Source organism: Enterocloster sp. 210928-DFI.2.20 (genome assembly GCF_020554465.1).
In the GTDB taxonomy this organism is placed as follows: Bacteria; Bacillota; Clostridia; order Lachnospirales; family Lachnospiraceae; genus Enterocloster; species Enterocloster bolteae.
The window spans coordinates 110,640-125,618 of record NZ_JAJCHK010000010.1 but is presented as its reverse complement, the minus strand read 5'-3'; the positions used below and the strand labels follow the sequence as shown (position 1 = coordinate 125,618).

11 protein-coding genes are annotated in these 14,979 nt (G+C 52.1%); all 11 read left to right on the top strand.

Annotation, left to right across the window (positions count from 1 at the left end; genetic code table 11):
* Positions 1 to 247 precede the first annotated feature (247 nt).
* The 11 genes from LI015_RS11520 (at position 248) to LI015_RS11470 (ending at position 14,948) form a co-directional block, all read left to right on the top strand.
* Entirely contained in the window at positions 248 to 1,636 is a 1,389-nt protein-coding gene (locus tag LI015_RS11520; RefSeq protein ID WP_227125083.1) for an FAD-dependent oxidoreductase, read from the top strand.
* 102 nt (positions 1,637 to 1,738) lie between these two features.
* Positions 1,739 to 3,199, top strand: coding sequence for a redoxin family protein (locus tag LI015_RS11515; RefSeq protein ID WP_227125081.1), 1,461 nt, complete (start codon positions 1,739 to 1,741; stop codon positions 3,197 to 3,199).
* A gap of 4 nt (positions 3,200 to 3,203) precedes the next feature.
* Positions 3,204 to 4,721: a VanW family protein gene (locus tag LI015_RS11510; RefSeq protein WP_227125079.1), complete on the top strand. Its 1,518-nt coding sequence runs from the start codon at positions 3,204 to 3,206 to the stop codon at positions 4,719 to 4,721.
* Between the two features lie 129 nt (positions 4,722 to 4,850).
* Positions 4,851 to 5,288 (top strand): RrF2 family transcriptional regulator, encoded by a 438-nt coding sequence (locus LI015_RS11505; RefSeq protein ID WP_002564559.1) that lies wholly within the window; start codon positions 4,851 to 4,853, stop codon positions 5,286 to 5,288.
* 137 nt (positions 5,289 to 5,425) lie between these two features.
* On the top strand, positions 5,426 to 6,976 hold the full coding sequence (cls, locus tag LI015_RS11500) for a cardiolipin synthase (RefSeq protein WP_002564558.1): 1,551 nt from the start codon (positions 5,426 to 5,428) through the stop codon (positions 6,974 to 6,976).
* Between the two features lie 170 nt (positions 6,977 to 7,146).
* Complete coding sequence (locus tag LI015_RS11495; RefSeq protein WP_002564557.1) at positions 7,147 to 8,313, top strand: S-layer homology domain-containing protein; 1,167 nt, start codon at positions 7,147 to 7,149, stop codon at positions 8,311 to 8,313.
* A 14-nt stretch (positions 8,314 to 8,327) separates the two neighbouring features.
* A complete protein-coding gene (locus tag LI015_RS11490; RefSeq protein ID WP_227125066.1) occupies positions 8,328 to 10,118 on the top strand; it encodes an efflux RND transporter periplasmic adaptor subunit in 1,791 nt (596 codons plus the stop codon).
* Positions 10,119 to 10,167: 49 nt separating this feature from the next.
* Complete coding sequence (locus LI015_RS11485) at positions 10,168 to 10,890, top strand: ABC transporter ATP-binding protein (protein ID WP_002564555.1); 723 nt, start codon at positions 10,168 to 10,170, stop codon at positions 10,888 to 10,890.
* Complete coding sequence (locus LI015_RS11480; protein WP_002573339.1) at positions 10,874 to 12,052, top strand: ABC transporter permease; 1,179 nt, start codon at positions 10,874 to 10,876, stop codon at positions 12,050 to 12,052. The genes LI015_RS11485 and LI015_RS11480 overlap by 17 nt, the downstream gene beginning before the upstream one ends.
* 126 nt (positions 12,053 to 12,178) lie before the next feature.
* Entirely contained in the window at positions 12,179 to 13,843 is a 1,665-nt protein-coding gene (locus tag LI015_RS11475) for a SulP family inorganic anion transporter (RefSeq protein WP_002564553.1), read from the top strand.
* Positions 13,844 to 13,952: 109 nt separating this feature from the next.
* On the top strand, positions 13,953 to 14,948 hold the full coding sequence (locus LI015_RS11470; RefSeq protein ID WP_002573337.1) for a dipeptidase: 996 nt from the start codon (positions 13,953 to 13,955) through the stop codon (positions 14,946 to 14,948).
* The last annotated feature ends 31 nt before the right edge of the window (positions 14,949 to 14,979 follow it).

Sequence of the window (14,979 nt, the reverse complement as noted above, 5' to 3'; positions counted from 1 at the left end):
TACACATAAATGTGAGGGGGATCGGCTCCTTTTATAGTTACAAATGCATCTTTCATATTGTATTCTGCAAACAGCATATGGACTGCCTCTGTTTTGTGATCTCTTAAAAAATTTGTCAGGATGCGTCCTGCCTGCAAAAGTACCCGGAAAATAGTAAAATAAAATGCTTGACAAAGATAACTGTATCATGTATAGTTACAGTAAGAACTGTAACAAATGATATTACATATAGATAAGGAGAATCGCTATGGCGGAGAATATGATGGAGAACAGGACAAAATATGACGCAGTTATCATTGGGTTTGGTAAAGGCGGAAAGACAATGGCGGGAGCCCTTGGGGCGGCCGGCAAAAAAGTGGCCCTTATTGAAAAGTCTGACAGGATGTACGGCGGCACCTGTATTAATGTGGGATGTATTCCTACCAAATCGCTGGTGTATAGGGCAGGGCTGGCAGCTGCCAAGGGAGGTTCCTTTGAGGAGAAGGCTGCCGCCTATAAAGCCGCTATGGAACAGAAGGAAGACCTGACAGCCAGGCTTCGTGGAAAGAACTACCAGAAGCTGGACAGCAATCCCAATATTACAGTGATTGACGGAACCGCCAGTTTCCAGTCGCCTCATGTGGTGGAGGTGGAGAAGGACGGAAGGACCTTCCAGGTGGAAGGAGAGCAGATATTCATTAACACAGGCTCATCCGCCTTCATCCCGCCCATTGAGGGATTAAAAGGGAATCCTTATGTTTATACCAGTGAAGGCCTGCTGAACCTGACCGAACTTCCTTCCAGGCTGGTTATTATCGGCGGCGGTTACATTGGAGTAGAATTTTCTTCCATCTATGCAAGTTTTGGCTCAAAAGTGACCATACTTCAGGATGGAGATATATTCCTTCCCAGGGAAGATGAGGAGATCGCGGGAGCTGTCAGGGAGTCCCTGGAGTCCAGGGGCATCCGTGTCATGACCGGGGTCAAGGTCAAGGCTCTGGAGCAGGCCGGGGGCAAAGCTCTGGTGGCAGTGGATAACGGAAAGGAAGTTCAAAAGCTGGAAGCCGAGGCTGTTCTGGTAGCCACCGGACGCAGGCCCAACACAGCAGGACTTAATCTGGAAGCAGCCGGTGTGGAGATTGGGCCCAGAGGCGGGATTGTCACAGACGATTCCCTCACCACTACGGCGCCCCATATCTATGCTATGGGCGATGTGAGGGGCGGTCTGCAGTTTACATACATTTCCCTGGATGACTTCAGAATCGTAAAGTCAAAGGTCCTGGGGGATGGAAGCTATACATTGAAGGAGAGAGGGGCAGTGCCTTACAGCGTTTTCCTGATACCGCCTTTCTCCAGAGTGGGCTTAAGTGAAAAAGAGGCAGTGGAAAAGGGGTATAAGGTGAAGGTGGCCAGGCTGGCGGCAGCGGCCATTCCAAAGGCTCAGGTACTGGAACAGCCGGCCGGGCTGTTAAAGGCAGTCATTGATGAGGAGACAGGACTTATCCTGGGAGCCCACCTGTTCTGTCAGGAATCCTATGAGATGATTAATATGGTTAAGCTGGCCATGGATGCAAAGGTACCGTATCAGGTGCTGAGGGATACAATCTACACCCATCCCACTATGAGCGAGGCTTTCAATGATTTGTTTGCGGTATGATAACAAGGCATGACAGAAAGGCATTATAGAAAAAGATACCATGCTGCACATATAAACCACAGGAAAAACATCACACAGAAAACATAAAAAGGAGACACACCTATGGGATTTTCATTAGATATCAGTGTACCGGCTCTGACGGTATTCATACAGGGACTGGTCAGCTTTTTCTCCCCCTGCGTCCTGCCCCTCATACCCTTATACATCGGGTATCTTTCCGGCGGAACCGGCAAGCGCGGTGAGGACGGCCGCATGCACTATGAGCGGAGAAAGGTAATGCTTCACACCCTCTGTTTCGTCATCGGCGTCAGCTTTGCCTTCTTCCTCCTGGGACTGGGGTTCTCCACATTGGGAACCTTCTTTAAGAGCAACCAGCTTCTCTTTGCCAGAGTGGGAGGAATTCTGGTGGTGCTCTTTGGATTTTATCAGCTGGGATTTTTTGGTAAGAGCGGAGCCATGGGAAAGGAGCACAGGCTGCCTTTTAAGCTGGATATGCTGGCCATGTCGCCGATAACAGCCTTAATCATGGGATTCACCTTCAGCTTTGCGTGGACGCCCTGCGTGGGACCGGCTCTGGCCAGCGTCCTGCTGATGGCAGCCTCTGCCAGCACAAAGGCATTGGCTTTTGGCCTGATTGGGGTCTATACCCTGGGATTCGTGCTGCCGTTCCTGGCAGTGGGACTTTTCACCACCAGCCTGCTGGAATTCTTTAAGACCCATGGCAATGTGGTAAAATACACGGTAAAGGTGGGAGGCATTCTGATGATATTCATGGGCCTTCTGATGTTTACCGGAAGGATGAACGCAGTGACAGGATATCTGTCCAGATTCCAGACCCAGTCATCCGTCCAGGGCAGCAAAGAGCCGGGAGAGGGTGGAGATAAAACTCCGGCCATGACGGCAGGTACTGAGCCAGAGTCCGCTGACAGCGAATCCGGGGCAGAGACAGAAGCCACGGAAGCTGAAACCGGAAAAACAGATACGGCAGATGCGGCAAATCCGGTAGAAGCCGGGAACACGTCCGCTGCATCGGATGCAGATAAGGCCAATGCACCGGAGGAAACAGCCGGGGACGGGGAAGAAGGGGCAGACCAGGCCGAAGCAGGAGCACAGGAGGTGCTTCCGGCCATTGACTTTACCCTTAAGGACCAGTACGGCAATACACATTCCCTGTCAGATTACAAGGGAAAGACCATATTCCTGAACTTCTGGGCCACCTGGTGTCCGCCCTGCCGGGCAGAGATGCCGGATATACAGAAAATATATGAGACCTATGATACGGAGGGGGATGACGCCCTTATCGTACTGGGAGTGGCAGGACCGGGATATGGAAATGAAAAGTCAGAAGAAGGAATCAAGGAATTCCTGGATGAGAACGGATACACATATCCGGTGCTTATGGATACAACGGGCGAGCTGTTCAGCGCATACGGCATTTATTCCTACCCGACCACATTCATGATTGACAGGGACGGGAATGTATTCGGTTATGCCAGCGGTCAGCTGAACGAGGATATGATGAAGAACATTATAGAACAGACAATGGAAGGAAAACGGAGATAGTAAGATGAACAGAAGCAGAGCCAGAGCGATAAGAAGAAAATACCAAAGAAGGACAAGGGTAACGGTCCAAAAGGCATGGATCCTGTCAGCTCTGGCCGCTGCTGTCATCGTCTACGGGGCAGCGGCCGTAATCAGGGAAAAAGGGCGGGAGGCCAAAGGCACCCAGGTGAGTATAGAGACACCGGACAGCACGCAGATGCCAGAGGCTTTGGAGACGGAATTCCTGAAAGATGTGCGGGTTGGAACCTTAAATCTGTCAGGACTTACCATGGAACAGGCCGTATCCAGGGTCAGGGAAACGTACCGCTGGGATATGAGGATCAGAAACGGGGAAGAGAGTGTTTCCCTGGAAGATTTGGCAGGCCCTCAGCTGGAGGAGATACTTGAAACCATAGAACACGGGGATAAGGATAAGCCACAGAGCTATGAACTGGACTATGGACGGATGGAACAGGCATTTGCGCAGCAGGCAGCAGAGCTGGCCCAGGAATGGGACAGAGGGGCAGTGGATTCCCAGATGGAATCCTTTGACAAGGAGACAAAGACCTACCGCTATACAGAGGAACGGTATGGGCGCAGCCTGAAGCAGGAGCAGCTGGTGGAGGAGCTGATGGAGGCAGTCAGAAAGGGAGAATTTACGACGGAGGCAGAGGCGCCCTTTGATTCCATCGCGCCCAAACGGACCGCTGCCCAGGCCAGGGACCAGTACAAAGTGATTGGGACTTTTTCCACCACCACCACGGATAATAAGAACAGAAACCAGAATATCCGGCTGGCGGCAGACGCCATAGACGGCGTAGTGTTAAAGCCGGGAGAGGAATTTTCCTTTAACCTGGCCACAGGCAACCGCACCAGCGAAAAGGGATACCAGCCCGCAGGCGCCTACAGGAACGGAGTCCTCATAGAGGAACCGGGCGGCGGTGTGTGCCAGGTTTCCACCACGCTGTACCATGCCATTATCAACTCAGGATACAAGACAACGGAGCGGAATTTCCACAGTTTTGCGCCCGGTTATATTGATAAGGGCCAGGACGCCATGGTGAGCTTTGACGGCTATGCGGGCCCGGACCTTAAATTTGTCAACACCCAGAACACTTCCATCGGCCTCAGGGCTTCCTTTGACGGAAAACAGCTGAAGCTTTCTATTGTAGGCCTTCCCCTGCTGGAAGAGAATGAACGTATTTCCATGCGCTCGGAAAAGATCAGGGAGCTGGAACCGCCGGCGCCTGTTTACGAGGAAAACCCTGAGCTGGCTTATGGGGAGGAAAAGATAGTGGAGCAGGCCCAGCCGGGCTCGGTCTGGAAGTCCTACCGCATCCGTACAAAAAATGGACAGGTGGAGGAAGAGACCTTCCTTTATACCAGCACCTATAAAGCAAAACCCGCTAAGATACAGCGCAATTCAGCCGCCCTGCCGCCATCACAGGAGCTTCCCCAGACAGACGGGGGAGAAAACCTCCAGGAAGGGCAGACAGAAGAAGCTGCCGCAGAAGGGGAGGCCATAATGCCCTTTGGCTCATGAGCCGGCTTGGAAGCTGGCTTATGAATTGGTTTATGAAATAAAAAATAAGTGCATTTTTCTGAAAAAAATGGTATGATTTAATGAAAGACAGCAGCAGGCTGTTGCAGATAGGAAAGGGGAATTGGAAAAGTGACAAGTGAATTTACCATTGCGGTGCATGCGCTGGTTTTTTTGAATCACAAGGGAACTGTGTTTTCCAGCGAAGGTCTTGCCGCAAATGTCTGTACCAATGCTGCCAGGATACGTAAGGTCATGGCAAAGCTTAAAAAGGCGGATCTTGTGAAAACAAAGGAAGGTGTGGACGGCGGTTATCTGTTCCACCGTGACAGCAGGGACGTGAACCTGTCCATGGTGGCTGAGGCTCTGGATACCCCCTTTGTGGCTGCCTCCTGGAAAAGCGGCAATCCGCATATGGCCTGTCTCATTTCGTCAGGCATGGCGGGAATCATGGACGAGCTCTATGGTGAGCTGAACCAGTGCTGCCAGGCATATTTAGAGAAAGTCACCATTGCGGATTTGGACAGCAGAATCTTCACGGGCGCCCCGAAGGCTGTAACAGCCATATAAAGACAGTGAATAAACCCTGGTGAATCAGGTCGGCGGATGCCGGTTTTTCACCAGGGATTTTTGGGCTGTATAAACCCGTATGATAAGCTGTACGATAAAGTACATCATTTGTTACATGAGAGGAGACAAGGGACAGGATGAAGAAATTGAGGGGATTATTCCGGATTATATTTGGAAGGACGGCCTTTGTGGTGCTGTTTATGGCCATACAGGTGGGAATCCTGTTTGGCGCCTTCCGGTGGCTGGAAGAGTACATGCACATTGTATACGCCATATCCATCCTTTTGAGCGCGGCAGTCATCATTTATATTTTCAATGAACCTATTAATTCCAGCTTTAAGATGGCCTGGATTGTACCGGTTCTGGTGATTCCGGTGTTCGGAGTCCTGCTGTATATATTTGTGCAGATGCAGTTCCAGACAAAGCTTATGGCCCGGCGCCTGAAAAAAAACATAGGCGACACGGCTGCTTACCTGAAGCAGGACCGGGAAGTACAGGAGCGAATCAGGGAAGCCAGCAGGAGAAGCAGCCATCTGATTGATTATATGAAAGATCACGCGGGGTATCCTGCCTACGGCAACACCCATGTGGAATATTTTCCGCTGGGGGAGGACAAGTTTGAGGCTCTCATGAGGGAGCTTAAGGCGGCCCGGCATTTTATTTTCATGGAATATTTTATTGTAGAGCGGGGATACATGTGGGACAGTATCCTGAAGGTGCTGGAGGAGAAGGTAAAGGAGGGCGTGGAGGTCAGGGTCATGTATGACGGCATGTGCTGCCTCATGCTTCTTCCGTACCATTATCCCAGGGTGCTGGAGAAAAAGGGAATCCGCTGCAAAATGTTTTCGCCTATAAAGCCAACCCTGTCCACCTATCAGAATAACAGGGATCACAGGAAGATTGTGGTTATAGACGGCCATACGGCCTTTACCGGCGGTGTAAATCTGGCGGACGAGTACATCAACCGCAAGGTACGCTTTGGCCACTGGAAGGATACGGCTATCATGCTGAAGGGAGACGCGGTACAGAGCTTTACCATGATGTTCCTGCAGATGTGGAATGTGACGGAGAGGCAGCCGGAGGATTACGGGAAGTACGCGGTCCCAAAAGACTATGAACATCCCCAGTCCTCAGATCATTCCGGCTTCGTCCTGCCCTATGGGGACAGCCCTATGGACAGGGAGCAGGTGGGAGAGCGTGTTTATCTGGATATACTGAACCAGGCCAGGAGCTACGTCCATATTATGACGCCCTATCTGATTCTGGACGACGAGATGGTCAATGCCCTGAGCTATGCCGCCAAACGCGGGATTGATGTAAAGCTTATTATGCCGCATATTCCGGATAAAAAGTATGCCTACATGCTGGCCAGAACCTTTTACCCGGAGCTCACAAGAGCCGGCGTGAAAATTTACGAATACACGCCGGGCTTTGTCCACGCCAAGGTTTTTGTCAGCGACGACGAAAAGGCTGTGGTGGGTACCATTAACCTGGATTTCCGCAGCCTTTACCTGCATTTTGAATGCGCGGCCTATATTTACCGCAATCCGGTGGTCTTTGACGTGGAGCGTGATTTTGAGGAGACCCTTAAGAAATGCAGTCTTATCACGATGGAGGACTGTAAAAATTACAGCTGGATGGGAAAGAAGCTGGGACGTCTCATGCGCCTCGTTGCCCCTTTGATGTAATAGGAGAGAAAGAAAAACTGAAAAAATGCCTGTGGAAAAACGGAATTCATCCGTGTATTCACAGGCTGTTTTTGCGTTTTTTTGCGCGCTTATCACAAAATGAACACATTACTGTGATAGAGTATAAAAAATAAAAGATAATACCGATTGATTTGAGAGGAGCAAAAGCAATGAAAAGACCACTTGCAGCCTGCCGTTATGTGTGCGGTTCCCTGGCAGCCATTACTGCAGTGACCTCGGCTCTGCCTGTGACTGCCGCAGCCAATACTTCGTCTGCAAACTTTGACATGAGGAGACAGGTGGTGAACCTGACCGGAATCCTGAATGTGACGGATTACACAGGACAGGTGACCAGAGGGGATTTTGCCAGAATGCTGGTGAATGCCTCCAGCTACCGGGAAAACCTGCCTTCTTCCAGCGTGTCCGTGTTCGCGGATGTGCCGGGTACCCACCCGGATGCTGTCTATATCCGTATCGCGGCTTCCCAGGGATGGATGACCGGTTTCCTGGGAGGGCTCTTTAAGCCTGAGGAGTATATTACATATAAGGACGCTGTGAAGGCAGCGCTGACCATGCTGGGGTATTCGGACGAGGACTTTACCGGGGACCTGGCGTCCTCGCGCATTTCCAAGTTCAACTATCTGGAGCTGAACGAGGAGATGAACCGCCAGCCGGAGGAAGTGCTGAACCAGACAGACTGCATGAACCTGTTTTACAACCTGTTAAAGACAAAGAAAAAGGACAGCAGCGAAATATACGGGGCTGTTCTGGACTGCGAGCTTAACTCAGACGGGGAAATCAATCCCATCACCATCCTGGACGACGAGCGCAAAGGCCCCATACTGGTGCGCAAGGGCTTCAGCGTAATCCAGTCCGTGCCCTTTGGATCGGAAAATGCCAATGTATTTTTAAACGGAACAGCCAGCACACTGGAGGCAGTGAAGGCATCCCAGCAGGATGCGGGCTTTGCCGTTGTCTACTATAATGTGAAGTCCAAAACCATCTGGGCCTACACCACCAGGGGATGGGACGATGATGATCTGGAGGGAAACAACGCCTATGTGCTGTTAAAGGGCGAGGTCAAGAACATTTATTATAAATCCACAGACGTGATGACGCCCACCTCCATCCGTCTGGAGATTGATGACGACAATTCGGACGGGGACTTTGGGGAGGATGGAATTGACGAGGACGGATATCTCACCATCAATCTGAATTCTTCGGAGCTTCAGTACCTTTTTTCCATTTACGGCGGCATAGAGGTAGGGGATGAGGTGGTAATGGTATGCAATAAGAGCGGCAGCAGCTATACGGCAGTTGACGCCATAGAATATTAAGGGTGAGGTGCGGTATGGAAGAAAAGAAGAAAGGCGTCCAGCGCTTTTTTAAGCTCTCCACGGGCAGACATAAGAGGGAAGCAGCACCCGGCACCCCGGCACAGGCAGTAAAAGGCAGAAAGGGAAGAAAAAAATGGGTAAAGCCCCTGGTAATCCTGCTGATAATAGGAGCAGCCGCAGCCGCGGCCATGACCTTTAGGGGCATGAAGGCAAAGGCAGCCACTGCCCAGGCACAGTCCCACAATACGGCATCGGCGGAGCGCAGGGACATTTCCTCAGAACTGTCTTCCTCAGGAACCCTTAAGGCCAAGGACACCTACAGCATTACTTCCATGGTGGAGGGCGAGGTGTTATCTGCCGGCTTTGAGGAGGGGGACCAGGTGGAAAAGGACCAGGTGCTCTATGAAATTGATAAGTCCAGCATGGAGTCCCAGCTGACCAGCTCGGTGAATTCCCTGAGCAGATCCCAGTCCTCCTATGAAGACGCCCTGGAAGATTATAATGACGCCCTGGGCGATTACAGCGGAAACACCTACAAAGCCACCGACACAGGATATATCAAGGAACTGTATATCAGCGCGGGGGACAAGGTGAGCGGAAACACCAAGCTGGCCGATGTTTACAGCGACGATGTGATGGAAATAAGAATTCCTTTTTTGTCCGGGGAGGCAGCCATGATAGGAGCCGGGATGCCGGCAGCCGTTACCCTGACGGATACAGGAGAGCAGGTGGCAGGAACAGTCAAGGCAGTGGCTAACCAGGAAACCGTCCTCACAGGCGGACGGCTGGTACGTGTGGTTACCATACAGGTGCAAAATCCCGGCGGACTGACCACATCCTTAAGAGCCACGGCCCAGATCGGGGAATTCATAGGCAGTGAGGACGGAGCGTTCGAGGCATCGGTGGACACCACCATGAATGCGGACCTGTCCACCAGTGTGGAGGTGGAGTCCCTGCTGGTAAATGTAGGGGACTACGTTACAAAAGGAACCCCTGTTTTTAAGATGACAGACAAGTCGGCGGATAAGCTGATTCAGAGCTACAAGGACGCCCTGGACAAGGCGGAGGAAAGCGTGGAATCAGCCCAGAACAAGCTGGACAGCACCCAGGACAGCTATGATAATTACACCATAAAGGCGCCAATCTCCGGCCAGGTCATCACCAAGAATTTCAAGGTGGGAGACAATATCACCAAAAACAGCTCCAGCACCACGGTGCTGGCCACCATCTACGATTTGTCCAGCCTGACATTTGAGATGTCCATAGACGAGCTGGATATCAAGAAAGTAAAGGTAGGCCAGAAGGTAGAGGTTTCAGCAGACGCCTTTGAGGGACAGACATTCTCAGGCACAGTGACCAACGTCAGCCTGGAGAGCACATATTCCAACGGTGTCAGCACCTACCCGGTGACTGTTACCCTGGATGATATGGGGGATTTGCTGCCCGGCATGAATGTGGACGGAGTTATTACTCTTGAGGAGGCCAATGATGTGCTGGCCATCCCGGTGGATGCCCTGATGAGGGGAAACCAGGTCTATGTGAAGGATGACACAGTGACGGAGCAGCAGGGGCCGGTGCCTGCCGGTTTCCGGTCTGTGAAGGTGGAAACAGGACTGGCAAGCGACACATACGTGGAAATCACAAGCGGCCTGTCGGAAGGAGACGTGGTCTATGTGGCTGAATCCAGCAAAAACAGCAGCAGCTTTATGATGATGATGGACGGCGGCATGGGCGGCCCTCCGGGCGGAGGCGGAAACATGGGCGGACAAAACCGGGGCGGCTCCGGAGGCCGCCAGAACCGTTAAAGTATGCCCGGAAGAAACCGGAAGTAAGACAGAGAGGAACCAGGAACACATGGACAATACCAGTCAGAGGGAAACACTTATTGAGCTGAGACATATCCATAAGATATACTATCTGGGAGGGGAAGAGGTGCGGGCCAACGACGACATCAGCCTGAAGATAGACAGGGGAGAGTTTGTGGCCATCGTAGGCAAGTCGGGAAGCGGAAAATCCACCCTCATGAACATTATTGGGGCCCTGGATGTGCCCACGGACGGCGAATATCTCCTGGGAGGCGAGGATGTGGGTATCATGGATGACAAACAGCTGGCCCGCATCCGCAATAAGATGATTGGCTTCATTTTCCAGCAGTATAACCTGCTGCCCAAGCTTAACATACTGGAAAATGTGGAGCTGCCTCTCCTGTACGCCGGTGTGGGAAATGCAGAGCGCCGGGAGCGGGCCATGGCTTCCCTGGAAAAGGTGGGCCTGTCGGAAAAATGGAAGAACATGCCGAACCAGCTTTCCGGCGGACAGCAGCAGAGGGTATCCATTGCCAGGGCCCTGGCTGGAAGCCCCTCACTGATACTGGCGGACGAACCTACAGGAGCCCTGGATTCCAAGACCAGCCGCGATGTGCTGGGATTTCTCAAACAGCTCAACGACGAGGGAAACACCATCGTGATGATTACCCATGACAACGCTATTGCCATGGAAGCCAGGCGCGTGGTCCGGATAAAGGATGGGCAGATTAATTTTGACGGAGATGTAAAAGACTATGCTGCAATCATTTAAGCTGGCCCTTAAAAGCATTTGGGGCAACAAGATGCGTTCATTCCTGACCATGCTGGGAATTATTATCGGAGTGGCCGCGGTCATCATACTGGTAAGTCTGGTCAACGGTTACATGGGCAGCGTGGTGGAGAGCTTCGCCAGCATGGGTGTGAACCAGATCAATGTAAATGTGACCAATCTGGCTTCCCGTTCCCTGGATGTGGACCAGATGTATGCATTTTATGAGGAACATACAGACCTGTTCGGGGAACTGAGCCCCAATGTGACATTGTCCTCCACCATCAAATACGGGGATGACTCCATGACATCCACGTCAGTGGCAGGGCGCAGTGAACAATATCTGGAAATCAAGTCCTATGAACTGGAAACAGGCAGGAACATAGCGTATTCGGATATTGTCTCACGCCAGAAGGTGTGCGTGATAGGCGCTTACGTGGCCAATGAGCTTTACGGAAGCTCCCAGAACGCCATAGGGCGGACCCTTAAGATAGACGGCTACGCTTTTAAAATTATAGGTGTAGCGGAGGCCCAGGACGCGGATAACATGGAGGACGGGGGAACCGATGACTTTGTATGGATTCCATACAGCGTAGCCGTGAAGATGTCCAGAAACGCCAATATCACCAACTATACCTTTACGGCACTGGATACCAGCAAGGCGGACGAGTGCACCGCAGTCATCAAGAATTTCCTGTACGAAACCTTTAAGGATGAGGATTTATACCGCGTGACGGCCATGAGCGAGATGCTGGATTCCCTGAACGAGCAGATTGCCATGATGAGCGGTATGCTGGGAGGAATAGCGGGAATCTCCCTGCTGGTGGCCGGTGTGGGCGTCATGAACATCATGCTGGTATCCGTTACAGAGAGAACAAGGGAAATCGGAATCCGCAAATCCCTGGGAGCAGATAAGGGAACCATCATGCGGCAGTTTGTCATTGAGGCCGCTGTGACCAGCTCCCTGGGCGGCATCATCGGAATCCTGGTGGGCTGCGTCGCCACCACTGTGGTGGGAGCAGCGGTGGGCGTGTCCGCCACCCCCACCCTGTCGGCTGTTGTCATATCCTTCAGCGTATCCGTTGGAATCGGACTGCTGTTCGGATACATGCCTGCCAGCCGGGCGGCTAACCTAAATCCCATAGACGCCCTGAGAAGTGAGTAATCCGTGCCGGCGGCTGCTTTTTGTATTATATTGGAAACATGACGGAAAACAATTGATATGGGGCCATCCTTTCGCTATAGTAAAAAAGTATTAACATTTTATAAACACGAAAAGGATAAAGATGAGATGAAAACGCTTACACCCCAGCTGTTTCTGTCCATGAAACAGTACACAAAGGAACAATTCACAAAGGACGTGATATCGGGAATCATTGTGGCTATCATAGCCCTGCCCCTGTCCATAGCCCTGGCGCTGGCCTCCGGTGTGACACCGGAACAGGGACTTTACACGGCCATCATAGCCGGGTTTGTTATTTCCTTCTTAGGCGGCAGCAAGGTGCAGATAGCAGGCCCTACGGCAGCCTTTGCCACCATTGTGGCAGGAATCGTCATGAAAAACGGAATGGAGGGACTGGCCACAGCTACGATACTGGCCGGTCTTATTCTCGTTATTATGGGCTTTCTGCGCCTGGGCAGCCTGATCCGGTTTATTCCATATACCATTACAACCGGCTTTACAACCGGTATCGCAGTGACCATTTTTATCGGCCAGATCAAGGATTTCCTGGGACTTACCTTCAGGGAATCACCGGTGGAGACCATGGAGAAGCTGGGCCAGGTTATCTCCTGCATGGATACCCTGAACCTTCAGGCCCTGGCAGTGGGAGCTGTGTCACTGGCCATTCTCATTCTGTGGCCCAGGTTCTTTAAGAAGGTGCCGCCTTCATTGATTGCCGTTGCGGCTGCAGCGGTGCTGGTTAAGGGAATGGGCCTGAGGGTCAATACCATAGGGGATTTGTATACCATTTCCTCCGGCCTTCCCGCGTTCCATCTGCCGAATATCAGCTTCAGCCTGGTACAGAAGGTGATGCCGGACGCCATTACCATAGCCGTGCTGGCTGCCATTGAATCCCTGCTTTCCTGTGTGGTGGCAGACGGAATGATAGGCGGAAAGCACAACTCCAACGCAGAGCTGGTGGCCCAGGGAGTGGGCAACGCGGCCTCAGCGCTTTTCGGAGGCATTCCGGCCACAGGCGCCATCGCAAGGACAGCTGCCAACATAAAGAACGGAGGGCGCAGCCCGGTGGCCGGCATGGTCCACGCGGCGGTGCTTCTGCTGATCCTGGTATTCCTTATGCCCTATGCGGCTCTGATTCCCATGCCTGCCATAGCGGCCATCCTGTTTATGGTGGCTTACAATATGAGTGAGTGGCGGTCCTTTGCAGATGTGGTGAAGACAGCGCCCAAAAGTGACACGGCCGTGCTGGTGCTGACCTTTTTTCTCACAGTGGTGTTCGATCTGGTCATGGCCATCGGCGTGGGACTGGCCCTGGCCTGTCTGCTGTTCATGAAGCGCATGGCGGATGTGTCTGATATTTACGGATGGAAGTACGCAGAGGATTACGAGGAGAGCACGGACAGGGAGCGCATTGACTTAAAACCAGTGCCCAGGCAGGTTATGGTGTTTGAGGTGAACGGTCCCATGTTCTTTGGTGCGGCGGACAAGATTGGACAGATTCCCCTGGATTCAGACAAGAAGGTTCTGATTCTGCGGATGAGAAGCGTTCCCGCCATGGATGCAACCGCCCTGAACAGTCTTAAGAAGCTGAACGCCAGGTGCCGCAAGGCCCGCATCACCATGATTCTTTCCCATGTAAACGAACAGCCCCTGTCTGTGATGGAGAAAGCAGGATTTGATAAGGAGATAGGAAGGGAAAACATAGCGCCCCGCATCGACGATGCAATCTGCCGGGCAGGGGAAATCCTCTCAGAGGCCAATGCAGCCGATTGACAGAAACAGGCAGTCAGTATAAACTGGAACATAGTAACGGGTGACAGAATATTTCCGGTTATACAGGAATAAATTGGGAATACCAAAGAACAGGAAAGAGGACAGGGATATGAAGGTTGTGGATATGCACTGCGATACCATTGCGGAAATCTATAAGGACCATAAGAAGGGAGGCAGGCAGTCCATCCTGGAGAACCAGATGATGCTGGATTTGAAAAAGATGCAGGCAGGGGATTACGGGCTGCAGAATTTTGCCCTGTATGTCAATCTGGAACAGGCCAAGGGAAGGCCCTTTGAATTCTGCATGGAACTTCTCGATACCTTCTACCAGGAAATGGAAGCCCATGAGGATATCATAGGAATCGTCAGATCCTACGAGGATATCAGCAGAAACTGGGAGCAGGGCAGGATGTCGGCCCTTCTCACAGTGGAGGAAGGCGGGACCTGCCAGGGTAAAACGGCGTTTCTGCGGGATTTTTACCGGCTGGGTGTGCGCATGATGACCCTGACCTGGAATTTCCCCAATGAGCTGGCATTTCCCAATGCCAGGATGACAGAGGAGGACGGCACCTTCAGGATGGCGCCGGATACAGAGCATGGACTTACGGATACCGGGATTGCATTTGTGGAGGAGATGGAGCGCCTGGGAATGATCATTGATATTTCCCACCTGAATGACGCAGGCATATGGGATGTGTTCCGGCATACCAGAAAACCTTTTGTGGCCAGCCATTCCAACGCAAGGGCCATGGCTTCCCATCCAAGGAACCTGACCGATGATATGATACGCGCTCTGGCGGAACGCGGCGGCGTCATGGGCATCAATTACTGCACTGCCTTTCTGCGGGACTTCGGACCGGGGGAAGAGCAGTTAAGCCGCATATCCGACATGGTGGAGCATATGAAGCATATTCGGAAAATTGGCGGCATCGGCTGTATCGGGCTGGGTTCCGACTTTGACGGAATCAGCGGGAATCTGGAGATGGGGGATGCGGGAAAGCTCCCCATGCTGGCGCATGCCATGGAAAGGGAAGGCTTTACCCCTTTGGAAATAGAAGCTGTATTCTGTAAAAATGTGCTCCGGGTGTATAAGGAGGTCCTGTAGCGGGAAAAACTTTACACAAGTTTTACATTCC

Bases quoted from the DNA above. Each gene is read 5' to 3' on its own strand.
- LI015_RS11520 (WP_227125083.1), top strand. From the start codon at position 248: ATGGCGGAGAATATGATGGAGAACAGGACAAAATATGACGCAGTTATC.
- LI015_RS11515 (WP_227125081.1), top strand. From the start codon at position 1,739: ATGGGATTTTCATTAGATATCAGTGTACCGGCTCTGACGGTATTCATA.
- LI015_RS11510 (WP_227125079.1), top strand. From the start codon at position 3,204: ATGAACAGAAGCAGAGCCAGAGCGATAAGAAGAAAATACCAAAGAAGG.
- cls (WP_002564558.1), top strand. From the start codon at position 5,426: ATGAAGAAATTGAGGGGATTATTCCGGATTATATTTGGAAGGACGGCC.
- LI015_RS11495 (WP_002564557.1), top strand. From the start codon at position 7,147: ATGAAAAGACCACTTGCAGCCTGCCGTTATGTGTGCGGTTCCCTGGCA.
- LI015_RS11490 (WP_227125066.1), top strand. From the start codon at position 8,328: ATGGAAGAAAAGAAGAAAGGCGTCCAGCGCTTTTTTAAGCTCTCCACG.
- LI015_RS11485 (WP_002564555.1), top strand. From the start codon at position 10,168: ATGGACAATACCAGTCAGAGGGAAACACTTATTGAGCTGAGACATATC.
- LI015_RS11480 (WP_002573339.1), top strand. From the start codon at position 10,874: ATGCTGCAATCATTTAAGCTGGCCCTTAAAAGCATTTGGGGCAACAAG.
- LI015_RS11475 (WP_002564553.1), top strand. From the start codon at position 12,179: ATGAAAACGCTTACACCCCAGCTGTTTCTGTCCATGAAACAGTACACA.
- LI015_RS11470 (WP_002573337.1), top strand. From the start codon at position 13,953: ATGAAGGTTGTGGATATGCACTGCGATACCATTGCGGAAATCTATAAG.